19 protein-coding genes and 1 pseudogene are annotated in these 22,441 nt (G+C 69.9%); 15 read left to right on the top strand and 5 right to left on the bottom strand.

Annotated features, from left to right (window positions below):
* Positions 1-15: 15 nt before the first annotated feature.
* From KIK05_RS08420 to acs, 3 genes are all read right to left on the bottom strand, one after another.
* Positions 16-939 (bottom strand): alpha/beta fold hydrolase, encoded by a 924-nt coding sequence (locus KIK05_RS08420; protein ID WP_214410012.1) that lies wholly within the window; start codon positions 937-939, stop codon positions 16-18.
* 10 nt (positions 940-949) lie between these two features.
* Complete coding sequence (locus KIK05_RS08415; RefSeq protein ID WP_214410011.1) at positions 950-1,474, bottom strand: phage holin family protein; 525 nt, start codon at positions 1,472-1,474, stop codon at positions 950-952.
* A 299-nt stretch (positions 1,475-1,773) separates the two neighbouring features.
* Positions 1,774-3,750 (bottom strand): acetate--CoA ligase, encoded by a 1,977-nt coding sequence (gene acs, locus KIK05_RS08410; RefSeq protein ID WP_214410010.1) that lies wholly within the window; start codon positions 3,748-3,750, stop codon positions 1,774-1,776.
* 412 nt (positions 3,751-4,162) lie between these two features.
* On the opposite strand from acs, the gene KIK05_RS08405 reads away from it, so the two are divergent.
* Positions 4,163-4,948, top strand: coding sequence for a Fic family protein (locus KIK05_RS08405; RefSeq protein WP_214410009.1), 786 nt, complete (start codon positions 4,163-4,165; stop codon positions 4,946-4,948).
* Between the two features lie 804 nt (positions 4,949-5,752).
* Here KIK05_RS08405 and KIK05_RS08400 read toward each other — a convergent pair.
* Positions 5,753-6,325: a TetR/AcrR family transcriptional regulator gene (locus tag KIK05_RS08400; protein ID WP_214410008.1), complete on the bottom strand. Its 573-nt coding sequence runs from the start codon at positions 6,323-6,325 to the stop codon at positions 5,753-5,755.
* Between the two features lie 88 nt (positions 6,326-6,413).
* On the opposite strand from KIK05_RS08400, the gene KIK05_RS08395 reads away from it, so the two are divergent.
* The 9 genes from KIK05_RS08395 (at position 6,414) to KIK05_RS49390 (ending at position 14,466) form a co-directional block, all read left to right on the top strand.
* A complete protein-coding gene (locus KIK05_RS08395; protein WP_214410007.1) occupies positions 6,414-6,785 on the top strand; it encodes a DUF4267 domain-containing protein in 372 nt (123 codons plus the stop codon).
* Between the two features lie 36 nt (positions 6,786-6,821).
* Complete coding sequence (locus KIK05_RS08390) at positions 6,822-7,316, top strand: cupin domain-containing protein (protein ID WP_214410006.1); 495 nt, start codon at positions 6,822-6,824, stop codon at positions 7,314-7,316.
* Positions 7,317-7,415: 99 nt separating this feature from the next.
* Positions 7,416-8,456 (top strand): septum site-determining protein Ssd, encoded by a 1,041-nt coding sequence (ssd, locus tag KIK05_RS08385; RefSeq protein ID WP_214410005.1) that lies wholly within the window; start codon positions 7,416-7,418, stop codon positions 8,454-8,456.
* Complete coding sequence (locus KIK05_RS08380) at positions 8,453-9,610, top strand: TadA family conjugal transfer-associated ATPase (RefSeq protein ID WP_214410004.1); 1,158 nt, start codon at positions 8,453-8,455, stop codon at positions 9,608-9,610. Before ssd ends, KIK05_RS08380 begins: the two co-directional genes overlap by 4 nt.
* 137 nt (positions 9,611-9,747) lie before the next feature.
* Positions 9,748-10,458 (top strand): type II secretion system F family protein, encoded by a 711-nt coding sequence (locus KIK05_RS08375; protein ID WP_214410136.1) that lies wholly within the window; start codon positions 9,748-9,750, stop codon positions 10,456-10,458.
* An 823-nt stretch (positions 10,459-11,281) separates the two neighbouring features.
* Positions 11,282-11,887 (top strand): type II secretion system F family protein, encoded by a 606-nt coding sequence (locus KIK05_RS08370; protein WP_308249816.1) that lies wholly within the window; start codon positions 11,282-11,284, stop codon positions 11,885-11,887.
* 872 nt (positions 11,888-12,759) lie between these two features.
* Positions 12,760-13,011: a DUF4244 domain-containing protein gene (locus KIK05_RS48005; protein ID WP_214410002.1), complete on the top strand. Its 252-nt coding sequence runs from the start codon at positions 12,760-12,762 to the stop codon at positions 13,009-13,011.
* A gap of 436 nt (positions 13,012-13,447) precedes the next feature.
* On the top strand, positions 13,448-14,035 hold the full coding sequence (locus KIK05_RS48785) for a TadE family type IV pilus minor pilin (protein ID WP_308249815.1): 588 nt from the start codon (positions 13,448-13,450) through the stop codon (positions 14,033-14,035).
* The gene (locus KIK05_RS49390) at positions 14,035-14,466 is read left to right on the top strand and encodes an Rv3654c family TadE-like protein (protein ID WP_372455576.1); all 432 of its coding nucleotides are present in this window, start codon (positions 14,035-14,037) and stop codon (positions 14,464-14,466) included. The genes KIK05_RS48785 and KIK05_RS49390 overlap by 1 nt, the downstream gene beginning before the upstream one ends.
* Positions 14,467-14,612: 146 nt before the next feature.
* Here the strand turns inward: KIK05_RS49390 and sftH are convergent, their stop codons facing one another.
* A complete protein-coding gene (sftH, locus tag KIK05_RS08355) occupies positions 14,613-16,856 on the bottom strand; it encodes a DNA 3'-5' helicase SftH (protein WP_504740186.1) in 2,244 nt (747 codons plus the stop codon).
* A 233-nt stretch (positions 16,857-17,089) separates the two neighbouring features.
* Between sftH and KIK05_RS08350 the strand changes: the two genes are divergently transcribed.
* From KIK05_RS08350 to KIK05_RS08330, 5 genes and pseudogenes are all read left to right on the top strand, one after another.
* Complete coding sequence (locus tag KIK05_RS08350; RefSeq protein WP_114029683.1) at positions 17,090-17,440, top strand: STAS domain-containing protein; 351 nt, start codon at positions 17,090-17,092, stop codon at positions 17,438-17,440.
* Between the two features lie 2 nt (positions 17,441-17,442).
* Positions 17,443-17,913 carry an ATP-binding protein gene (locus KIK05_RS08345; protein WP_214409999.1) on the top strand — a complete coding sequence of 157 codons (471 nt, stop codon included), beginning with the start codon at positions 17,443-17,445 and terminating at the stop codon, positions 17,911-17,913.
* 791 nt (positions 17,914-18,704) lie between these two features.
* A pseudogene (locus KIK05_RS08340) lies at positions 18,705-18,809 on the top strand (IS481 family transposase); the annotation flags it as partial.
* Positions 18,810-19,444: 635 nt separating this feature from the next.
* Complete coding sequence (locus KIK05_RS08335; protein ID WP_214409998.1) at positions 19,445-21,781, top strand: sodium-translocating pyrophosphatase; 2,337 nt, start codon at positions 19,445-19,447, stop codon at positions 21,779-21,781.
* A gap of 114 nt (positions 21,782-21,895) precedes the next feature.
* Entirely contained in the window at positions 21,896-22,378 is a 483-nt protein-coding gene (locus KIK05_RS08330; RefSeq protein ID WP_214409997.1) for a SixA phosphatase family protein, read from the top strand.
* The last annotated feature ends 63 nt before the right edge of the window (positions 22,379-22,441 follow it).

The following is a 22,441-nucleotide window of genomic DNA, read 5'->3' as shown; positions in this document are numbered from 1 at the left end:
TCCTCCTGCGTTCGGTCACCTGTCGGGTTCGGAGTCGGCGAGCCAGCCCAGCAGCTCGGCGTCGAACGACTCCGGGCGTTCCTCGTGGGGGAAGTGGCCGGTTCCCTCGATGAGCCGCCAGCGGTACGGCGCGGCGACGTACCTGCCGGACCCCTGCGCGGTGCGCGGCAGCATGCAGGTGTCGAGCGAGCCGTGCATCTGCAGCGTGGGCATCTCGAGCTCGGTGCGCATGAGCGCGCGGTACCGCATGCCGTCCGGCCGGAACTGCGAGCGGATGAACCAGCGGTGGTACTCCAGGGCGCAGTGGGCGACGGTGGGGATGCCGAAGACGTCCCGGTAGGTGCGGGAGACGTCCTCCTCGGGCCACGCCGGCCCCGACCAGGCCTCCAGCAGCCGTCCGACGCGCGCCGCGCCGTCGCGGGTCAGCCGCCGCTCAGGCAGCAGGGGAAGCTGGAAGCCCAGCAGGTGCGCGCTCGCCTTGAGCTGCCCGAACGGGTCGGTCAGCATGGCCTGGCGCAGCCGCAGCGGGTGCGGGGCGGACACGGTGACCAGGCGGCGCACCGCCTTGGGGTCCATCGCGCCCATCGTCCAGGCGACCAGGCCGCCCCAGTCGTGCCCCACCACGATCGCGCACGTCTCGCCCATGGCCCTGATCAGCCCCGCCATGTTGCCGGCCAGCGTGGGCAGGTCGTACCCGCGCGGCGGCTTGTCGCTCGCGCCGTACCCGCGCAGGTCGACCGCGACCGCGCGGTACCCGGCCGCGGGCAGCGACACCAGCTGGTGGCGCCAGGTCCACCAGAACTGGGGGAAGCCGTGCAGCAGCAGCACCAGCGGCCCGTCGCCGGCCTCGACGACGTGGAACATGCCGTTCCCCGCGTGCACCGACCGGTGGCTCCAGGGCCCGTCGAGGCGGGCCAGCGACTCGTCAGGACGCGCCATCACGGCCTGCTCACGGGCCCGCGGGTCCGGGCCCGGAGCCGCCCTCGGGCTCGGTGGCGATCGGCACGCGGTGGTGGCCGACCTCCCCGGCCGTCGGGCCGGTGTACGGTGCGGGCCGGCGCGTGGAGCCGGTGACGGCCGCAGGCTCCTCTTCGGGCTTGGCGACGCCCTTGAGGTTCTTCAGGCTGCGGGCGGTGCGCTTCATCCCGGCCAGGCCCTTCAGGCGGCGGTACCCGACCACGGCGAGCAGCAGGGCCACCACGAAGTAGAAGGCGGTCACGATGGTGAAGGCCAGCCAGGGCATCATCCCGAGCTGCACCAGGCCGTAGGCGATCGCGAACGACGCCAGGATCAGGCACAGGTGGAGCATGAACGCCGCCACGCCGAACAGCCCGGCCGCCGTGCCGACCCGTTTGGCGTCGAATTTCAGCTCGGCCTTCGCCAGCTCGATCTCCGAGCGGACCAGGGTGGATATGTGGTGGCTCGCCTGGGCGACGAGGGCGCCTAGCGACTCCTCCTCTGGCGGAGCGGCCATATCTGCTCTCCTATCGGGAATTCTCGGGACACATTCATCCTGCGTGATGCTGCTAATCGTCGCGCCTCTCCGCCCCGGCCGAGGTGCCGGACGCGCCGGAGTATGCCCGGGAACTTCCCATTCACCGCCCCCGCTATCACACCGGGCATGACCGGATGAACGAGATTCACCGGCGAACCGGACACCGGGCACATCCAGTCCAAGACTAGAGATCGTGTCCGATGAGTGGCCGGGCCGGGGAGCCATGAAGGGCGCGGATCCGGGGATCCGCGCCCTTCAGTACGGCTTGTCGGAGGTGATCAGTCCTCGCTCGGCGCGGCGGGGAGCTTCTGCGAGATGAGGTTCATCACCGAGCTGTCGGCCAGCGTGGTGACGTCACCGATGCTGCGGTTCTCGGCGACGTCGCGGAGCAGACGGCGCATGATCTTCCCGGACCGGGTCTTGGGGAGCTCGGGCACCACCAGGATCTGGCGCGGCTTGGCGATCGGGCCGAGGGACTTGGCGACGTGGTCGCGCAGCTCCTTGGCGATGTCGGGGCTCTCCTCGGCGCTGCCGCGCAGGATGACGAACGACACGATCGCCTGACCGGTGATCGGGTCGGTGGCGCCGACCACGGCGGCCTCGGCCACCTTGGGGTGGGAGACCAGCGCCGACTCCACTTCGGTGGTCGAGATGTTGTGGCCGGAGACCAGCATCACGTCGTCCACGCGGCCGAGCAGCCACAGGTCGCCGTCCTCGTCGCGCTTGGCGCCGTCGCCGGGGAAGTACATGCCCTCGAAGCGCGACCAGTAGGTGTCCTTGTAGCGCTGCTCGTCACCCCAGATGCCCCGGAGCATGGACGGCCACGGCTCGCGGACGACGAGGAAGCCGCCGCCGCCGTTCGGCACCGACTGCCCGAGGTCGTCCACCACGTCGGCGACGATGCCGGGCAGCGGGCGCATCGCGGCGCCCGGCTTGGCGGCCGTCACACCCGGCAGCGGGGTGATCATGATGCCGCCCGTCTCGGTCTGCCACCACGTGTCGACGACCGGGCAGCGCTCGCCGCCGATGTGCTCGCGGTACCAGACGTACGCCTCGGGGTTGATCGGCTCGCCGACGGAGCCGAGCACGCGCAGCGACGACATGTCGTACTTCGCGGGGATGTCGTCGCCCCACTTCATGAACGTACGGATCGCGGTCGGCGCGGTGTACAGGATGGTGACGCCGTACTTCTGGACGATCTCCCAGAACCGCCCCTTGTGGGGCGTGTCGGGGGTGCCCTCGTAGATCACGCTGGTCGCGCCGTTGGCGAGGGGGCCGTACACGATGTAGGAGTGGCCGGTGACCCAGCCGATGTCGGCGGTGCACCAGTAGACGTCGGTCTCCGGCTTGAGGTCGAAGACCGCGTGGTGGGTCCAGGCGATCTGCGTGAGGTAGCCGCCGGTGGTGTGCAGGATGCCCTTCGGCCTACCGGTCGTGCCGCTGGTGTAGAGGATGTAGAGGGGGTCCTCGGCGTCGTGCTGGACGGCCTCGTGCCGGTCGCTCTGCCGCTCGACCAGGTCGTGCCACCAGATGTCCTTGTCGGTGACGGCGACGTCCTCGCCCGTGCGGCGGACGACCAGCACGTGCTCGACGCCGGGACACTCGGCGACGGCCTGGTCCACGGTCGGCTTGAGCGCGCTCGGCGCGCCCCTGCGGAAGCCGCCGTCGGCGGTGATGACGAGCTTGGCGTCGGCGTCCTGGATGCGGCCGCTCAGCGCGGAGGCGGAGAAGCCTCCGAAGACCACCGAGTGGATGGCGCCGATGCGGGCGCAGGCCAGCATCGCGATGGGCAGCTCGGGGATCATCGGCATGTAGATCGCCACGCGGTCGCCCTTGCCCACCCCCAGCTCGGTCAGGGCGTTGGCGGTCTTGGCGACCTCGCGCTGCAGGTCGGCGTAGGTGATGGTGCGGCTGTCGCCCTCGGGCTCGCCCTCCCAGTAGTACGCCACCTTGTCACCGCGCCCCGCCTCGACGTGCCGGTCGACGCAGTTGTAGGCGACGTTCAGCGTGCCGCCGAGGAACCACTTGGCGAAAGGCGGGTTCCACTCCAGGGTGGTGTCCCAGCGCCGGCCCCAGCTCAGCCGGTCGGCCGCCCGCTCCCAGAAGCCGAGGCGGTCGTTGGCCGCCTCGTCGTAGGCGTCGGCCGTCACATTCGCGGCCGCCGCGAGGTCCGCCGGGGGCTCGAAGCGCCGCGTTTCGTGAAGCAGGTTCGACAGAGTCTCCTGGGTCTCGCGACCAGGGGTTTCCGGGGCCACAACGTACTCCTTCACATGGCCTGGCTCGATTGGCTGGGTCCCACTTCACCAGCAGGGGGGCGGGGGGGACAAGTGGTCCCTGCTCACTCTAGGCGGAGGTCCGGCGAGTCCGAAGCCGTTCACAACCGACTTAACAGGCAGTCACAAAAGCTGCGGATTCGTTGCGGGAATGATATCTAACAATAAATGCGACACGGGGGAGAGGGGTTTTCAGCGGGACCGCGTTGAACGGTACGAAGCGTGCGCCCAGCGGCCCGGGAGCATTCAGAGCGGCCCAGTCTTGACCTCTCGGGGAAGCATCCTTGGTAAGTGACGGCCTCCGGTACCCCCTCCCTGGCGCCACCTTGACCGGGCGTTGACCCAGGGGCGGTGCTGTGAGGTCTCCGGCTACCGGCCGGTAGGGTCGGGAGGCGTGAGCGACCCACTGGCTGCCATCGCCGAACTGCCCGGTGTGCCCGAGGCCGTGCAGAACGCCCGCGCCGCGGTCGACAAGCTGTACAGGCACCGGGTGCTGCGCCGTCGCGGGCCCGAGGTGTCGGCGGAGTCCGCCCTGAGAGGCGCGCGGGCCTCGGCGGCTCTCGAAGGCGCCGACATCCCGCTGGCGTCGCTGCGCTCGGGCGAGGCCGGCTCGCCGGTCGCCCAAGGAGCTCTTCGCGTGTCCTCCGAGGTGGGCAGGCTCGGCGCCACCTGGCGCACGGCGCCCCGGCAGGTTCTCGCCCGGCTGCACGCCCTGGCCGCCGTGGGACTCGTCGGCGACGATCTCCTCGGACGCCCGCGGGCCGCCTCCGAGGCCGCCGACCCGCTCGAGATCGGTCCGGCGCCCGGGGCGCAGGCCACGGCGGGGCGGGTCTCGGCGCTGGTGACGCTGATCACCGGCGAATCCAAGGCCCCCGCGCTCGTGCTCGCCGCGATCGTCCACGCCGAGCTCGCCGTGCTGCGCCCGTTCGGGACGGCCGACGGGCTGGTGGCCAGAGCGGCGGAGCGGCTGACGCTGGTGGAGTTCGGGCTCGATCCGAAGTCGCTGGTGGCGGTCGAGGTGGGCCACGCCGACCTCGGGCAGGCGTACGCCGAGAGCCTGCGCGGTTACCTCAAGGGGACGGCCGAGGGGGTCGGCGGCTGGGTACGGCACTGCGCGAGCGCGGTCGAGCTGGGCGCCCGCGAGGCGACGGCGATCTGCGAGGCGTTGCAGCGAGGCTGAGGGGCCGGCGGCGCGGCTGAGACACCCCCACACACAGGCGAACGGCGTCCCTGGTGTGGGACGCCGCCGCCGGTACGACACGCCGGGTTACCAAGCGTGCACCTCGTATCGTCTGAGCGGGTCAAGCCCGGCTCGACGCGCCTCCCGCGGCTGGTCGCGCGTGGGTGCCCGGCGGTCGTACGCGAACATTGAGTCCGTGAGACCTTTCTACGACGGATCCGGGCTGATGGGAACCCCTCGGACCAAGACCTTTACCGACTTCTGGCCTGCCTCGGGCCGGTCGGGGAGCATGTGGCACGAACCGGTGAGATGCCACCGGTCCCGGGCGGGTGGGCGGCCCTGACAGGCCGGTGTGAAACGGTCTCGATCACCCTCGGTGATGAGGCTTCCGGTACGCCGTTTTTCGCATACTTCCAGTAGCCGATCCGCTACCGCCGAAAAAAACCACTGGAAATTAGAGATTGCTCCTCGACGGAACTTGAGTTCATCGGGCACCATACGTTGGTGTCCACATGACTGTGGCGATCGAGCTTGGGTCACGTTTTACGATCCCTTGCCCGCGTCGCGGCGGACCTTGAAAGCTTTCTTCTGAAACGGGACCGGCTCTACCCCCCCCGGAGCCGGACCGGTTGGCGACCCCCGCTCTCCCCCCCCGGCGGGGGTCGCCTCTTTTTCGTCACCCCTGGCGTGGCCTCCCCGGCCACCGGGATCGGCCCGTTCCGGGTACGCCCCGCCGGAGCCTCGTCGGCTCTTCGGGTGCTGCGGCGGGGCTCTCCGTACCGCCGGGCAGGCCGAGGTCCTGGGTCAGCCGCAGAACCGCTTGATCAGCGTCGCCAGGCGCTCCTCGTGATGCCCACCGAGGAGCCGGCCGTTGCGCATGAGCGTGAGAAGCCCGTGCAGCCCGCTCCAGAGGGTCTCGGTGAGGACGTCCACGTCGTCGTCCCCCGCGAACGGCAGTACGGCCTCGCGGAGCTCGCCGAACGCCTCCTGCAGTGGGGCCGGCGCTTCGGGGGTGGCGAACGGCAGGTCGACGATGTGCGTGAACATCGCGTCGTACAGCGCCGGGCGCCGCTCGCCGAACGACGAGTAGGCGGTCGCGATGCCGGTCAGGGCCTGCCGGGGGTCGGACGCCGCTGTGCGGGCGGCGCGCAGCTCGATGGCCAGCTCGGCGCAGCCCTCGACGGCGACCGCCGCCATGATCGCGTCTTTGCCCTTGAAGTGGCTGTAGAGGACCGGCTGGCTGTACTCGATCTCCTCGGCCAGCCGCCGCGTCGTCACCGCGTCCCAGCCCTCTGACTCCGCCAGCTCTCGTGCGGCCGTGACGATCAACCGCTCCCGTTCTGCTCGCTCGCGCTCGCGGCGCGTCTGGATCGACATGACAAATAGTCTAGCGCCGCTAGCGCTGCTGTCGAGGCTATGTTAGTGTCGCTCTTGCTCCTAGCGGTGCTAGCAAAGGAAACCCGAGATGCTCACTACCGTTGCCTACGGGCTCGCCATCGTTCTCAACCTGCTCTTCCTCTTCATCGGCTTCCGGTTCCTCACCGTCCCTGTGCCCGCCGCCGCCGGGTACGGCGTCCCGGCCAAGCCGGACGGAGACCGTGCCTACCTGACGATCAAGGGGATGCGCGACGGCTGCTACGGCCTTCTCGGTCTCGCCCTTCTCGTCTTCGTGGGCGCCCGCGCCGAGGCCTGGTTCATGCTCGTCGGGGCCATCCTCCCGTTCGTCGACACCTCCATCGTTCTGCGCTACGGGGGCGCCAAGGCCACCGCGTTCGGCGTCCACTTCGCCACCGCCGTGGTCATGCTCGCCGGCGCCGCCCTCCTGTTCGCCATCTGACACCTCTGTCTTGACAGCTTGAAGGAGTAATACGAAATGACGCTCATCGTGCCGAACTTCGCCGAGTCCGTTGTCGTCCGCTCCGCCGAGGCGGAAGTGATCGGCCAAGCCCCCACCACCATCAGGCTGCTGGCCGACAGCAGCTCGACCGGTGGCGCCCTCTCGACCCAGCGCGTCACCCTGACCGACGGCGCGGACGGCGCCAAGCCGCACCACCACGCCAACTCCGCCGAGCTGTTCTACATGCTGGACGGCACGGCCCAGCTGCTGTCCGGCGAGCAGGTCGTCACCGCCGAGCGCGGCGACCTGGTCATCGTCCCGCCCGGTCTCGCCCACGCCTTCGCCGCGGCCCCGGGAGAGAACGCCGACATCCTCATCGTCATCACGCCGGGCGTCGAACGCTTCGAGTACTTCCGCCACCTGGAGCGCATCGCCTACGGCAAGGTGCCGCCGGAGAGCCTGCTGGACGTCCAGGAGCTCTACGACACCTACTTCCTCCAGAGCAAGCCCTGGGACGACGCCCGGGCCTGAGCCCTCTTCCGAGGGTTATCCACAGAACGCGGTTCGGGGCGACGGGGGCGGTGCCAGATTCCGCAAGGTGGGTCTCCCGACGACAGACGGAGGCCCCCCATGAACCGCCCCTTGGTGATCACCGAAGACCAGGATCTCCTCGACGATCTCTTGAGGATCGCGGCGGCCGCCGACGTGGAGATCGACGTGGCCCACGCGCCCGTCCATGCCCGGCCCTACTGGAAGCGGGCGCCCCTCGTCGTCGTGGGAGCCGACGCCGCCGACTCGCTCGCGGCCACCGGGCCACCGCCGCGCCCCGGGGTGCTGCTCGTGACGCGCACTCCGGACGATCCCGGCGTCTGGCGGCGGTGCGTCGCCGTCGGCGCACAGGCGGTCCTGGAGCTGCCGGAGGCCGAAAGACAGCTGGTCGACGAATTCGCCGAGGCCTCCGAGCCCATGGTCAGAGCAGGCGAGACGGTGTGCGTCATCGGCGGCAGAGGCGGGGCGGGGGCCAGCGTCCTGGCGACATCCCTCGCCCTCGCCGGTTCCCGCCGCGGGCTTCGCACCCTCCTGGTGGACGCCGACCCGCTCGGCGGCGGCATCGACGTCGTCCTCGGCCAGGAGCAGGCCACCGGAGCGAGGTGGCCCGATGTGGTCGAAAGAGAAGGCCGGGTGAGCTTCACCGCGCTTCAGGAGGCGCTGCCCACCGTCGGTGAGCTGACAGTCCTGTCCTGGCATCGCGGCGAATCCCCACCCATCCCTCCAGAAGCCATGCGCGCGGTCCTGGAGGCGGCCCACCGCGGATGCGATCTCATCGTCGTCGACCTTCCCCGCCACGTGAGCCCCGCGGCCGCCGAAGCGCTGTCCCGGGCGGCGTCCACCCTGGTGCTCGTGCCCGCCGACGTCAGAGGAGTGCTGGCGGCCTCCCAGCTGCTGATCGAGCTGCGCAGGCACACCTCGGCCCTCGGAGCGGTCGTACGCGACGGCGTGCTGCACCCCGACGTCATCTCCACCTCGCTCGGGGTGCCGTGCCTCGGCCTCCTGGCCGACCAGCGCGGCCTCGCCGAAGCGCTCAACCGAGGCGATGCCCCGCCGCTCAACGAGCGCACACCCCTTGGCCGCTTCTGCGCCCAGTTCCTCACCACCCTGGGGGCTCGATGACCAGGGCCACGGTGTCACCGGAGCTCGTCGAGGCCGTCCGCGTGCGGCTCGCCCGGTCGGGAGCGGAGCCGTCCGCCGCGCAGGTGGCCGCCGCTCTCCGCGCGGAGCGGGCGGTCCTGGGGGACGCCGAGATCCTCGCGGTGGCCCGCGCGCTGCGGGCCGACCTGATCGGCGCGGGGCCGCTGGAGCCGCTCCTCGCCGAGCCCGAGGTCACCGATGTGCTCGTCAACGGCGCCCGCGAGGTCTGGATCGACGACGGGCGAGGCCTGCGGCGTACCCCGGTCACGTTCGCCGACGACGACGAGGTCCGCAGGCTGGCTCGGCGGCTCGCCGCCGCCGCGGGGCGACGCCTCGACGACGCCTCCCCCTATGTCGACGCCCGGCTGTCCGGCGGTGTCCGGCTGCACGCCATCCTGCCCCCTGTCGCCCCCGAGGGCACTTGCCTGTCACTCCGGCTTCCGCCACGCCGCTCCTTCACCCTGGAGGAGCTGGTTCCCGGCCGGGGGGCGGTGGCGCTCCGTGCGATGGTCGCCGCGCGATCGGCGTTCCTGGTGACAGGAGGCACGGGCACCGGCAAGACCACTCTGCTGTCGAGCCTGCTGTCCCTGGCCGACCCGGGTGAGCGGCTGCTCCTCGTGGAAGACTCCTCGGAACTGCGGCCGATCCACCCCCATGTCGTCCGGCTCGAGACCAGGCCCGCCAATCTCGAAGGCGCGGGCGGGGTGAGCCTGCGTGACCTCGTCCGGCAGGCGCTGCGCATGCGGCCCGACCGGCTGGTCGTGGGAGAGGTGCGAGGCGCCGAAGTCGTCGACCTCCTGGCCGCTTTGAACACCGGGCACGACGGCGGCTGCGGCACCCTGCACGCCAACAACCCGGCCGACGTGCCCGCCCGTCTGGAAGCGCTGGCCTGCGCGGCAGGGCTCACCAGGGAGGCCGTGCACAGCCAGATCGCGGCGGCACTCGACGCGGTGATCCACGTCGTCCGCGAGCCCGGCGGCGGCCGGCGCCGGGTCGCCGAGATCTGCGTGCTCGAACGCGCCTCCTCGGGCCTCGTCCGCGTCGTCCCCGCCCTCCTCTTCCCCGCCCGCGGCGAACCCGAAGCGGGCCCTGCCCTCCCCAGCCTCCTCACCCGAGCCCCGGGGGTAGCGGGGTGAGCGCCTCTTCAGCCCGGTGTCCCGGACGCCTACCTGGTCGTTCTCCGGCCCCTTACGACGGTCGTAGATCGGACAACGGCATGGGGGGAGGCGTATGAAGCTGTCGACGGAGCGGAAGGGATTGAGCAGTGCTTGTGATGGCCGTCGCCTTGGCCGTGGTCGCGGCCCTGGCCTGGACGGCGCCCGATCCAGAGACGATTCGGCTGCTGTCGATCACGCGCGTGCCCGGTGCCGGACGACGGTGGTGGGCATCCCGCCTCACACGGCTGGTCCGCCGGCCCGATCGAAGGCGCCTGGCCGCCGCCTGGAGACGGACCTCCATCGAGCTGTGCCAGGCCATCGTCGCTGAGCTCGCGAGCGGGCGCACGCCTGGGGAAGCCATGGCACGGGCGGCCTCCTCCCTCGAACCACCGGATCCTGCCGTCCTGCGTCCGGTGATCGCCGCAGCTCGCGATGGTGGTGACGTCGCCGGGGCTCTCCAGGGCGCCGTCCCCGCTCACGGAGGGGAAGGGCTCTTAGGCCTCGCGGCGTGTTGGCGGGTCAGCGTCACCGTGGGCGGAGGGCTGACGGCGTTGGTAGAGCGCGTCGGGCAATCCCTCAGAGAGGCCGAGGCTCATCGCGCGGAGGTGGCCGCCCAACTGGCCGGTCCGCGCTCCACGGCCCGATTGCTCGCGGTTCTCCCGGTGTTAGGGGTGCTGCTCGCGGCAGGTCTGGGACTTCGCCCCTTTTCCTTCCTTGTGGGCAGTCCGGCCGGCCTCGCGTGTCTCGCAGTCGGTGTGCTGCTCGACCTCGCCGGGGTGGCATGGACGAACCGTCTCGTAGCCCGTGCGGAACGTACGGGCGCCTGAGCCGGCGGACCCTGCGGGCAGTGGGCGCACACCGGACCTTGATCCCGAGGTCCCAGCAGGACCCGCGGCGCCGGCGACACGACCGTCCGACCAGGAGCGGGCACCCCGAGCGCACGGGCAGGGCCCCGGGTGCGACGCGTCGTTGCCCAGCCCGGCATGACTCGGCTGTACGACGAGGCCGGAGCAGGACCGGGGAGGTCATTCGAAACCGGTGAAGCAGCCTCTAACGATCTATGAGGCGGCGTAGCGGGCACCCCGAGCGCACGGGCAGGGCCCCGGGTGCGACGGCGTCACTGCCCAGCCCGGCATGACTCGGCTGTACGACGAAACCGGAGCAGGACCGGGGAGGTCATTCGAAACCGGTGAAGCAGCCTCTAACGATCTATGAGGCGTGGACGACAGAAGGACGATCGGCATGATCCTCTTGTTAGCCGCAGGGCTGGCCGCCCTGGCGACCTGGCTGTGGCTCACGCCCTGGGACGCAACCGAGCGGCTGGCCCGCCTCCATGACCAGCGGCCTCCGTCGGATTGGCCTGACGCCCTCGACACGGCTGGAGCGGGCGCGGAAACAGGAGCGCCTTCGGGGTGGGCGGGAGCAGACGGGGGCTGGGGTCACTCGTCCGACCCTCCTGCCCTATGGGCTGGGCGGCAGAGGAGTGAACGGGAGGATCACCGCTTGCGCCGACGCGTCCCTCATCACCCTGGTGACCCTCTGCTCCTAGCCTCGCACCCCGGCCTGCTGAGCCAAGGGCGCGCAGGCGGATCAGGGCGCATCCGGCGCTTTCCTGTCGGTGATCGATCCATGCGTCCAGACGACGGCGGTGTGCGGCAGCAGCGGCTCGGTGAGGTGCTTACGGTCCTGTCGGCCGCTGTGGGCGGGTTTCTTTTCATCGGGGGACTGCCAGGCCTGATCGGCGGCGCCGGCATCGGTGTGGTCGTGGTCGTGGTCCGGCGCCGCCGGGAGCCGGGAGAGGTGCGGCGGCGACAGGCTCGCATCAGCACTGATCTGCCGTTCGCGGCCGACCTCATGGTCGCCTGTCTACGCGCCGGTCAGCCGGTGAGCGGCGCGGTGGAGGTGACGTCGGAGGCGGTGGGAGGGCCGCTGGGGGAGCGCCTGGCATGGGTCAACGGCCAGTTGCGCCTCGGTGCGCGCCCGGAGTCCGCCTGGTCGGCGCTGGAAACCGACCGCCCGCTCGCCGCGTTCGCCCGTGGCATGGCCCGTGCCGCGGTCAGCGGTGCTCCGGTCGCCGATGTGCTGTCCAGACTGGCCAACGACGCCCGCCAGGAGACAAGGTCGGCCTCCTCCGCCGCCGCACGGCGAGCGGGAGTCCAGGTGGTCGCCCCCCTCGGGTTGTGCTTCCTGCCCGCCTTCGTCTTCCTGGGCATCATTCCGGTCGTCGCAGGATTGGCGGACCAGGTATTCGGTTGATCTAGCCCCCTGTGAAGACGCCTGAGAGACCAGGGTGGCCACCCCCTGGAAGCAGGGCAGCCAGACCTTACACGCACCTGCTCACAGGTCGTCGCGGTCATCGCCGCCGGGTCATCGTCAGCGCCGGTCAGCGCACCTGGGGATCATTTGTCATCCCTCGGCCGACGCATCGGCTGACCGTGTCCGTCTTGGGCGCTGGGGGAGTTGTCTTTCGGACGGCTGTTTCTCAGGTTTGTCGCTTTCGAGAAGGTCCTTCTCCGCTTTGTTGCCGTTTCGAATGACTCTTTTCGCTTGTCGTCGTGGCGCTATTTCGGTACCGCGTCCGCAAGGAAAGGTGCGCCGGATACGGTGCCGACACGCGGCGGTGTTGAGCGAACCCGAGATGATCGATCAGGTGGCCAAGGTGGCCGTTGACCTCAGGGAAGAAGAGATCTTCCCCTTTCACCACTGGGCCTTCCCGTCGTACCCTTCGGTCCCTGCCGTACCTCTGTCCGCGGATTTTTCGCGTTATGCCGGCTTGTAGAGCGGGCAGCGCCCGTTGGCGCGACGCTGGTCCGGTGTGATCGCCCGAGAGCAAAGGGAATCCCTCTTGACCACCCTGTGCAAGGGGGTGGCTGACGGAGACATGCTCTCGTTCAGAGGTCGTCCTGAACCTTCTCGCGATTGGAAGTAATCCACTTATCCACAGGCGTCGCGGTATTGGGTGAAGTTGTCCACAGAATCTCGTTCGGCTGATTCTTGGGCTTCGCCGCTAGGCCAATCTGATCCTGCCTGTTCGGGCCGCTGCGGATCCTCCGTAGAGCGGCGACACGACAAGGGGAGGTCGGATGCGCAGGTCGGTTGAAGTTCGCGGCCGGAGCACTTTGGGGCGGATGCTGATCAGGAAGACGCTGGAGGTAAGGCGGCTGGTTCACAACTGGCGGAGACAGGCCGAAGACTGCGTGCGCAGGGTCAGTGCTGTGGCCCGCGCGCGCTCGGAGGCAGGCATGTCCACGGCCGAATACGCGGTCGGCACCATCGCGGCCTGCGCCTTCGCCGGCCTCCTGTTCAAGATCGTCAGCAGCCCGGAAGTACGCAAGATGCTCTCCGACGTCATCGGTCGAGCTCTACAGCTCGCAGGGTGACCGCGGCGGGGCACGGTGGCGAGCGCCACTCCACCGCCGCGCCCCGCCCTCAGCCGCCCTGGCACACCTGAAGGGCAAGAAGAGGTTGGACGATACGGGGGTGCGAGGGCATGAACAGCCGCAACGACCTCTGGAGGCCGAGGAACCGAGCCAAGTGAACAGCCTGAGCGAGGCGGAGGGGTGGCCGGCCTGGACGACCAGGAGGACCGCCTCAGTAGGTACACCCGGGCGTGCTTCCGGATGTACGAGGGGGCGGCCCAGGACGTCACTCCCAAGGAAAGTCGGAGGCGCCGACAGGGGTCTGGCGGGGGCACGTGGGGGGCCAGTGGTGGTCAGTCGGCTCTCGACGATGCCCTTGACGGCCTTGGTGTCCGAGATCTGAGTCAGGCCGGGCGGCAGCGAAGAGCCGGCACGGGAGTGAGGTCGTGAACGGCGGATGACAGAGAGCCCTGAACAGGAGTGCGTGCCGGGGCGGAGGACGGGAGGGGCGGAGTGCGTGGAGTGGCACAAAGGGCATGGAGAGCCTGAACGAGGTCAAGGCAGTAGAGGGGGTGAAGGGGAGGGACGGCGTGGGCGGGCGGGCTCGGGTGGCGGCGGGTTTGGTGGAAGTAGTGGTGGGACAGGGAGATCAGGGCGAAGCGACATGGGCTCGGTGACGGCTGAAATCGCTGTGGCTCTTCCGTCGCTCGCTCTGCTGTTGGGGGCGGCTCTCTGGGCGGTCGCCGCCGTGCAGGCCCAGCTGGAGTGTGTCGATGCCGCCCGGGCCGGTGCCAGGGCCGCGGCCAGGGGCGAGTCGCTCGATGCTGTCCGTCTCGCGGCCAGGCGTGCGGCACCTCCCGGTTCCGCTGTATCGGTCGTGCATGAAGCGGAGCTGAGCCGCGTCACCGTTTCAAGCTCGATCCGGCCCAGCTGGGGGTTCGCGTTACCGCCTGTCCAGGTCGGTGCCTCTGCCGCGTCCCCCAACGAACCCGGAGCCGTCGGCTCGTTTCCTGCGGGCGGCCATGCTCTCGAGGACGTGCCGTGATGTTCGTTGCGCTTCTTGTACGGATTCGCAGGCTTCGCCTTGGCTCAAGGCTCGGCCGCCTCCTCGACGTGGCTCGTCGGCGGATCAGTACGGGAGGGGATCGCGGTTCGGGCACCGTATGGGTGCTCGCGGGGGTGGTGCTGATCTGGTTTCTCGCCGGAACGGTGCTGTTCGTCGGCTCGGCTCGAGTCGCACGCCATCGCGCGCAGTCCGCGGCCGATCTCAGTGCTCTCGCCGGTGCGGCTCACGCCCTCGCCGCTCCGGAACGGGCCTGCCTCCGCGCACGCGATCTTGCCGGTGCCAACCATGCCAGCCTGGTGAGGTGCGTGGTCCGCGACGGGGTGGTGGACGTACGAGTGAGCGTCAGACTCTCGCTTCCTGGTTTAGGACCCCGGTTCGCCCTCGCTGACTCACGTGCCGGCCCCAGGTAGCCCTCACGCAGGTGGGGAGGTGGGCGGACGGCGTGGGCACGTGCTGGCCCTAGGAGGTGGGTGGCCGGGTGGGCGCGTGTCGGCCCCTGGTCGCTCTCATCCGGGTGGGGAGGTGGGCGGGTCGGGTGGCAGGTCAGGTTGGGTGGTCAGAGAGGCGGAAGGAGGGTGTCGAGGAGTTGGATGGCGCCTTGCTTGTCCAGGGGTTCGTTGCCGTTGCCGCACTTGGGGGACTGTATGCAGGATGGGCAGCCGCGTTCGCATTCGCAGGACGCGATGGCTTCGCGGGTGGCCGTGAGCCAGTCGAGGGCGCGGGCGTAGCCGCGTTCGGCGAAGCCGGCGCCGCCCTCGTGGCCGTCGTACACGAAGACGGTGAGAAGACCGGTGTCCATGTGCAGTTCGGTGGAGACGCCACCGATGTCCCAGCGGTCGCAGGTGGCGAACAGCGGGAGCAGGCCGATGGAGGCGTGTTCGGCCGCGTGGGCGGCCCCGCCGAGGTCGAGGCCCTCGGCGCGCAGGGGGGCGAGCACGTCGTCGGGCAGGGTCCACCACACCGCTCTGGTCCGCAGGGTGCGGGGCGGCAGGTCGAGGGGTTCTTCCCCGAGGACCTCCCCGGTCTGGACCCGGCGCTTCAGGAACGAGACCACCTGCCGCGTCACCTCGACGGTGCCGAAGTGCAGCTCTCCAGGCCCGAGGGGATGAGATCGAAGCGACTCGAGCACCGAGATGTCGGTCACGTCCCTGGCGAAGGTCGAATAGTCGGGGCTGGCCTGCGTGACGAGGGCGACCTCGGCGTCCAGGTCCAGCATCTCGACCAGATAGGTCTCACCCTGGTGGAGGTACACCGCGCCCGTGTGCACCGAGGAGTGGGCGGAGGGCTCGTCCACGGTGCCGAGCAGTCGCCCGGTCGAGGACTCCACGACCTGGACGGGAGGCCCGCCCGATCCTCTGATGTCGGCGAGGTTCGCGGCGCGCTCCCGCCGGGTCCAGAACCATCCCTGGGCGCGTCGCCGCAGCATGCCCTGCTGCACGAGATCGTCCAGCACCGTCTCCGCCGAGGGCCCGAACACGGGCAGGTCCGCCTCGGTGAGCGGAATCTCGGCTGCCGCGGCGCACAGGTGGGGGCCGAGGACATACGGGTTGTCCGGGTCGAGCACGATGGCCTCGACCGGCTGCCCGAAGAGCGCCTCGGGATGGTGCACGAGGTAGGTGTCGAGAGGGTCGTCCCGCGCGATCAGCACCGCGAGCGCGTCCTGGCCGTCCCGTCCGGCACGGCCCGCCTGCTGCCACAGGGACGCCCGCGTGCCCGGCCAGCCGGCGATCAGTACGGCGTCGAGGCCGGACACGTCGATGCCGAGTTCCAGGGCGTTGGTCGTGGCCAAGCCCATGATCTCGCCCGAGCGCAGCCCCTTCTCGAGCATGCGCCGGTCTTCGGACAGATACCCGGCGCGGTAGGCCGCCACCCGCGCCGGCAACTCGGGCGAGATCTCCTCCAGGTGCCCCCGGGCGATCAGCGACACGGTCTCGGCGGCCCGGCGGGAGCGGACGAACGCCAGGGTTCTCACGTCGTCGACCACCAGGTCGCTCAGCAGGTCGGCGGTCTCGGCGGTCACGGTGCGTCGTACCGGGGCGCCGCTCTCGCCCCGCAGGTCCGTCAGAGGCGGCTCCCACAGGGCGAAGGTGGTGGAACCCCTAGGAGAGGCGTCCGTGGTCACCTCGGCCATCTCAAGGCCCGTCAGGCGCATCGCGGAGGCCGCGGGGTCGCTCACTGTGGCCGAGACGAGGATGAACACCGGCCGGGAGCCGTATTTGCCGCAGATCCGGCGCAGGCGGCGCAAGATCTGGGCCACGTGCGAGCCGAAGACGCCTCGGTAGCCGTGGCACTCGTCGACGATCACCACCTTGAGCCGCCGCCAGAACGACGTCCACGCCGAATGGTGGGGCAGCATCGACCGGTGGAGCATGTCGGGGTTGGTCAGCACGTAGTTGGCGTTCCGGCGGACCCACTGTCGCTCGTCGGGCGGGGTGTCGCCGTCGTAGGTGGCGGCGCGCACCTGGGCGAGCTTGAGCCCCCGGACCGCGCGCAACTGGTCGGCGGCCAGCGCCTTGGTCGGTGTGAGGTAGAGGACGCTACCCCCGGAGAGTATCTCCGACACGGCCGGCACCAGGTAGGCGAGAGATTTTCCCGAGGCCGTTCCAGTGGAGATGATCACGTTTTGGCCACGGTGTGCCAGCTCGGCGGCCTCTGCCTGGTGTTCCCACAGGCCCTCGACGCCCTGATTTCGCAGACGGCTGACAAGCAGTTCGCCGACCCATTCCGGCCAGCACACATGACCTGGCTGACGTGCGGGAACGTGCTCTACATGGGTGACACGCTCCCGGCGTGCGGGCATGGCGAGCAGGCGGCTCAGGATCGGCCCTGGTCGCCGCGATGGTGATGTGGTCGCAGTCACTGGTTTCCAGTTTGGCATCTTGGGGGAGAGTCGCCCGGAGTCGTGATTTCGTATAGACACGAAGGCGGGGCGTGGTTGAATGCCGCGCGTCAGGGTATTGCGCGCTGGGACTTGGGGTCCCAGCATGTCAGACCCCTCGTCGTGGACTCAGCAGGCAAGGCGCTGGAGGATCTGTGGATCTGAAGTTGGACCACCACACTGAAGACCGACTCACCATCGTGGAAGTCGAGGGTGAGATCGACGTCTATACCGCGCCGAGGCTGCGTGAGCTGCTGATCGACCTGGTTAACAAGGGCAACTTCCACCTCCTCGTCAACATGGAGAAGGTGGACTTCCTAGATTCCACGGGACTTGGAGTCCTGGTCGGCGGGCTCAAGCGCGTTCGGGCGCACGACGGCTCCCTGGAGCTCGTCTGCACGCAGGAGCGGATCCTGAAGATCTTCCGGATCACCGGTCTCACCAAGGTCTTCGGGATCTACGCCTCGGTCGAAGAGGCCAAGGAAGCTCACGGCCGAGACAAGTAGTCATGGCCACCGTCGAGCTGACGTTCAGTGCACTGCCGGCCCACGTGCGCACCGCGCGGCTGGTCGCCACGGCGATCGCCCGGCGCACGGGGGTCGCGGAGGCGCTGCTGGACGAAGTGCGGCTCGCCGTCGGAGAGGCCTGTTCACGGGCAGTGGAGGCACACCGCGTCCACTGCCCGGGCGAGCCGATCCGCATCGAGCTGTGCGACGATTCAGGGCGCTTCGAGGTCACCGTCACCGACTCGGCACCTAGCGACGATCTCGAGCAGGCGTACGCGGGGGAGGGCGAGCCGCCGGCCGCCGTCAACGGCACGGCCTTGGCCAGCCTGCTCCCCGCCGACACGCTGATGTCCGGGTTCGGCATCGCGGTCATCGCCGCCTTGGCCGATGACGTCGAGGTGTATCCGAGTGCGAAGGGGCTGCGGATCAGGATGAGCTGGCCCGCCGCCACCACCGGCCTGGCCACTGCCTGAGCCGTTCGGCCCCGTCGTCGGGGCGGTCTCCGATCCGGCTCCTCGCATCCGGCCGTGCCGGCCGGGCGTGCGAGCGCTGGCTGCCCGGAGCTGCGGACGGCCACCGCGAGGGACCGGCAGGCCCTGCATTCGAGCCTGCCCACTCCCGGGATGAACGGCCGCTGCGAGGGATCGGTAGGCCCTGCATTTGCCCAGCCCGGGATGAACGGCTGGCGCGAGGGACCGGCAGGCCCTGTATTCGAGCCTGCCCACTCCCGGGATGAACGGCCGCCGCCGAGGGACGGCAGGCCCTGCATTCGAGCCGCCCCCCGTACGAACGGCCGTCGAGAGGGAACGGCAGAGGATGGGCGTCGGCCGTATTGGGCCTGTGCGGGGGATTCCTGGCTGTGGGCGCTGCAACGCGGACGTACGCCCCTCTGCGGGCCTTTCGCTGGTGCTGAGGCATGGACCGGGACCGGAGACCAGGGGTGACCAGGGCCGAGCAGCCGATCGCCCGGAGGGCTCTGTGAGGGCTGGCTGCCCGGCAGCCCAGAAAGGACCCCACGGCGACCAATCACCTCCAGCATGGTGAAAACCCGCGGTTCTCCGTAGGGCACCGCCGGGCCACAGCCAGGGCCGCCGGCAGGCCTTCCGGTGGTGCCGGCCAAGCCCCTGATCGTGGCTGCGGAGGGCCGGGATGAGGTGGCCTGGACTAGGTGTATTGACCACGAGCGTTGTTGACGGTGGGGTTTGATCAATAGAGAGGCCTCCGGTGTGGTGTAGGTGTCGAATCTGCATCACACGGAGGCCTCGTGTCCCACCGTAACGCCCGGCTGACCGTTCATGGTCGGCGTCTGCTGGTCCACCGCGTACTCGCCGGCCGTCCGGTCGCGCATGTCGCCGCCGGGATGAGGGTGCTGGGGGCGGTTGGTGCGCCGAGGCTGGGATGTGTGGCGTTCGGTAAGAGGGCGGGGTCGCTTTCTGATTGCTGTCTGGGGTCGGGGTCGGGGTCGGGGTCGGGGTGTGGCCGCAACGAGGCGGCCGGGGGTTGGGGCGCCGAGGTTGGGATGCGTGGCGTTAACAGGGGCGGGGTCGCTTTCTGATTGCTGTCTGGGTGGGCCTCGTCGGGGGCGGGGTCGGGGGGCCGAGGGCGGGGTCGGGGGCGGCGCGGGGTGGGAGGGGTGGGGGCGTGTCGGGTCGGCATGTCACTTGTTATAACGGTCATAATTTTTCGGTAATAAAAGCCTGTCCGTAACCCGGATGTCACGGGCTGTCAGAGGGGGAAAACCGCGTTGTTGTAGGGCAAAGCCGCGCGGCTTACTGGACGAGGCCCTAATTAGCTGGCGGGAGAGGCTTCATATCTGGCCCGTGCCTGCGTAGACTCCCCGCACCGGCCAAGGTTTTGTCCCCGCAGATCGACGTCGCCCTGCGGGCAGGTCTGCGGACGTTACCGGAAGCGGCACTGCCAATCCAGCTCGGATGCGCGCCGCCCCCCGAGTGATTTCGCAGCGCGGTCCGGGCTTGGACCAACCCGTCTGGCCGAGGAGGACGGATGCCCAGGCTCAATCTGGCCGCTGGCGACACCGCAGCGGTATCCCTTAGCGGCTCCCATCTCACCATCGTGATCGTGGTTGCCGCGGTGGCGCTGCTCGCGCTCGCCGTCGCAGGTGGTCTCGTCCGAGAGGTGCTCGCTGCCGGTCAAGGCACCGAGCGCATGCAGAACATCGCCCGAGCCGTCCAGGAAGGCGCCGCCGCCTACCTGACGCGACAGTTCAGAACCCTCGCTGTCTTTGTCGTACTCATCCCGTTCCTGCTTTTGCTGCTCCCCTCCGAGTCGACCGGTGTCGCGATCGGCCGTTCGGTGTTCTTCGTGGTCGGGGCCGGGTTCTCCGCCTTGACGGGATTCATGGGCATGTGGCTGGCCGTCCGCGGAAACGTCCGCGTCGCCGCCGCCGCCCGTGAGTCGGGTGAGAAGGTCGCGATGCGCATCGCGTTCCGTACCGGTGGCGTGGCCGGCATGTTCACCGTCGGGCTGGGCCTGCTGGGCGCCGCGATCGTGGTGTTCGCCTACAAGGGTGACGCTCCGAGCGTCCTGGAGGGCTTCGGCTTCGGCGCCGCGCTGCTGGCGATGTTCATGCGAGTCGGCGGCGGCATCTTCACCAAGGCGGCCGACGTGGGCGCCGACCTGGTCGGCAAGGTCGAGCAGGGCATCCCCGAGGACGACCCGCGTAACGCCGCCACCATCGCCGACAACGTGGGCGACAACGTCGGTGACTGCGCCGGCATGGCGGCCGACCTGTTCGAGTCGTACGCGGTCATGCTGGTCGCGAGCCTCATCCTGGGCAAGGCGGCCTTCGGCACCGAGGGCCTGGTGTTCCCGCTGATCGTTCCGATGATCGGTGTGCTGACCGCGATCATCGGCATCTTCACCACCTCTCCCCGCGGCGGTGACCGCAACGGCATGGCGGCCATCAACCGCGGGTTCTTCATCTCGGCCGCGATCTCGGCCGTCCTGGTGGCCGCGGCGGCCTTCGCCTACCTGCCGGACTCCTTCTCCAAGCTGAGCGGCGTCAGCGACAGCGTCGCCAACCTGAGCTCCGACCCGCGCCTGATCGCGATCGGCGCGGTGCTGATCGGCCTAGTGCTGGCGAGCGCGATCCAGGTGCTCACCGGCTACTTCACCGAGACCAACCGCCGCCCGGTGAAGGACATCGGCGAGAGCTCGCTCACCGGCCCGGCGACGGTCATCCTCTCTGGCATCTCCGTGGGCCTGGAGTCGGCCGTCTACTCCGCCCTGCTCATCGGCGGCGCGGTGTACGGCGCGTTCCTGCTGGGCTTCGGCAACGTGACCGTGGCGCTCTTCGCGGTCGCCCTGGCCGGCACCGGCCTGCTCACCACCGTCGGCGTCATCGTCTCCATGGACACCTTCGGGCCGGTCTCCGACAACGCCCAGGGCATCGCGGAGATGTCGGGCGACGTCGAGGGCGAGGGCGCGCGCATCCTCACCTCTCTCGACGCCGTGGGCAACACCACCAAGGCGATCACCAAGGGCATCGCGATCGCGACGGCCGTGCTCGCGGCGACCGCGCTGTTCGGCTCGTTCCGCACGGCCGTCGAGGGTCAGCTCGCCAAGGCGACGGCGGGGGTCAAGGACGCGCTGCAGTCGTTCAGCAGCTTCAGCCTCAGCGTCGACTCGCCGAACGTGCTCGTCGGCCTGGTGATCGGCGCCTCGGTGGTGTTCCTGTTCTCGGGCCTCGCGATCAGCGCCGTCGGACGGGCGGCCGGGCGGGTCGTCATGGAGGTCCGCGAGCAGTTCCGCACCAAGCCGGGCATCATGACCGGTGAGGAGCTGCCCGAGTACGGCCGTGTGGTCGACATCTGCACCCGCGACTCCCTGCGTGAGCTGGCCACGCCCGGCCTGCTGGCCGTCATGACGCCGATCGCGGTCGGTTTCGCCCTCGGGTACGCCCCCCTCGGCGCCTACCTCGCGGGCGCGATCGCCGCCGGCACCCTGATGGCGGTCTTCCTGGCCAACTCCGGCGGAGCCTGGGACAACGCCAAGAAGCTGGTCGAGGACGGCCACCACGGCGGCAAGGGTTCGGAGGCCCACTCGGCCACGGTCATCGGCGACACCGTCGGCGACCCGTTCAAGGACACCGCCGGTCCGGCGATCAACCCGCTGATCAAGGTCATGAACCTCGTGGCGCTGCTGATCGCCCCGGCCGTGGTGACGTACGCCGACAACGCCGCGCTGCGCATCGGCGTCACGGTGGTCGCGCTGGCGATCGTCGTGACGGCCGTGGTGGTGTCGAAGCGGCGTTCGGCGTCGATCGCTCCGGCGGGCGGCGAGCCGAGCAAGAAGCTCGAAAGCGAGAAGGTCTCGAGCTGATCGACCGGCGATCGAGAGGCTGAGGACGCGTGAACGGGGTACGGCTGGGCCCGAGGGCTGTAGCCGTACCCCTTCAAGCAGTAGCCGTACCTCTTCGATGGGATAGTTGGGGTGATGAACACGCTCATCGTGCTGAGACACGCCAAGGCCGCGAACGTCCCCGGGCTGGCCGACAGGGAACGTCCTCTCACCGATCGCGGTGAGCGGGACGCCGGGCGGGCCGGAGAGACCCTGAAGGAGATGGGCCTGACTCCCGACCTCGTGCTCTGTTCGCCCTCGGTGCGCACCCGGCAGACCGCCGAGTTCGTCCTGGCCGGGCTCGGCGCGGACTCGCCGGTGCACGTGGAGAGCGAGATCTACGAGGCGTACGCGGACGAGCTGCTGGAGCTGGTCGGCCGCACCGACGACGAGGTCGGCACGCTGCTCCTGGTCGGCCACAACCCCGGTGTGCACGAGCTGGTCATGAACCTCACGCTGACCCGGGACGACGACGGCTTCCCGCCGGGGGCCTTCGCCGTGCTGGAGACGGGCGCCTGGGGGGAACTGGGCCCCGGGGACGCCCGCCTGCTGAGCCGGTGGACCCCGAAGGACCACTGAGGCCCAGGCAACCGGACATCCGCCAGGCGCAGTCACCACCGGCCCGCATCCCGCCGTGTGGGT

Source organism: Sphaerisporangium fuscum, assembly GCF_018531465.1.
GTDB classification, from domain to species: domain Bacteria; phylum Actinomycetota; class Actinomycetes; order Streptosporangiales; family Streptosporangiaceae; genus Sphaerisporangium; species Sphaerisporangium fuscum.
Note: the sequence above shows the minus strand (reverse complement) of the source record. Positions and strands in the feature narration are given on the sequence as shown.

Excerpts from the sequence above, each read along its gene's own strand:
- KIK05_RS08420 (WP_214410012.1), bottom strand. The coding sequence starts at position 939 with ATGGCGCGTCCTGACGAGTCGCTGGCCCGCCTCGACGGGCCCTGGAGC.
- KIK05_RS08415 (WP_214410011.1), bottom strand. The coding sequence starts at position 1,474 with ATGGCCGCTCCGCCAGAGGAGGAGTCGCTAGGCGCCCTCGTCGCCCAG.
- KIK05_RS08400 (WP_214410008.1), bottom strand. The coding sequence starts at position 6,325 with ATGTCGATCCAGACGCGCCGCGAGCGCGAGCGAGCAGAACGGGAGCGG.
- KIK05_RS08395 (WP_214410007.1), top strand. The coding sequence starts at position 6,414 with ATGCTCACTACCGTTGCCTACGGGCTCGCCATCGTTCTCAACCTGCTC.
- KIK05_RS08390 (WP_214410006.1), top strand. The coding sequence starts at position 6,822 with ATGACGCTCATCGTGCCGAACTTCGCCGAGTCCGTTGTCGTCCGCTCC.
- ssd (WP_214410005.1), top strand. The coding sequence starts at position 7,416 with ATGAACCGCCCCTTGGTGATCACCGAAGACCAGGATCTCCTCGACGAT.
- KIK05_RS08380 (WP_214410004.1), top strand. The coding sequence starts at position 8,453 with ATGACCAGGGCCACGGTGTCACCGGAGCTCGTCGAGGCCGTCCGCGTG.
- KIK05_RS08375 (WP_214410136.1), top strand. The coding sequence starts at position 9,748 with ATGGCCGTCGCCTTGGCCGTGGTCGCGGCCCTGGCCTGGACGGCGCCC.
- KIK05_RS48005 (WP_214410002.1), top strand. The coding sequence starts at position 12,760 with ATGCTGATCAGGAAGACGCTGGAGGTAAGGCGGCTGGTTCACAACTGG.
- KIK05_RS48785 (WP_308249815.1), top strand. The coding sequence starts at position 13,448 with ATGACAGAGAGCCCTGAACAGGAGTGCGTGCCGGGGCGGAGGACGGGA.
- KIK05_RS49390 (WP_372455576.1), top strand. The coding sequence starts at position 14,035 with ATGTTCGTTGCGCTTCTTGTACGGATTCGCAGGCTTCGCCTTGGCTCA.
- sftH (WP_504740186.1), bottom strand. The coding sequence starts at position 16,856 with ATGCCCGCACGCCGGGAGCGTGTCACCCATGTAGAGCACGTTCCCGCA.
- KIK05_RS08345 (WP_214409999.1), top strand. The coding sequence starts at position 17,443 with ATGGCCACCGTCGAGCTGACGTTCAGTGCACTGCCGGCCCACGTGCGC.
- KIK05_RS08335 (WP_214409998.1), top strand. The coding sequence starts at position 19,445 with ATGCCCAGGCTCAATCTGGCCGCTGGCGACACCGCAGCGGTATCCCTT.
- KIK05_RS08330 (WP_214409997.1), top strand. The coding sequence starts at position 21,896 with ATGAACACGCTCATCGTGCTGAGACACGCCAAGGCCGCGAACGTCCCC.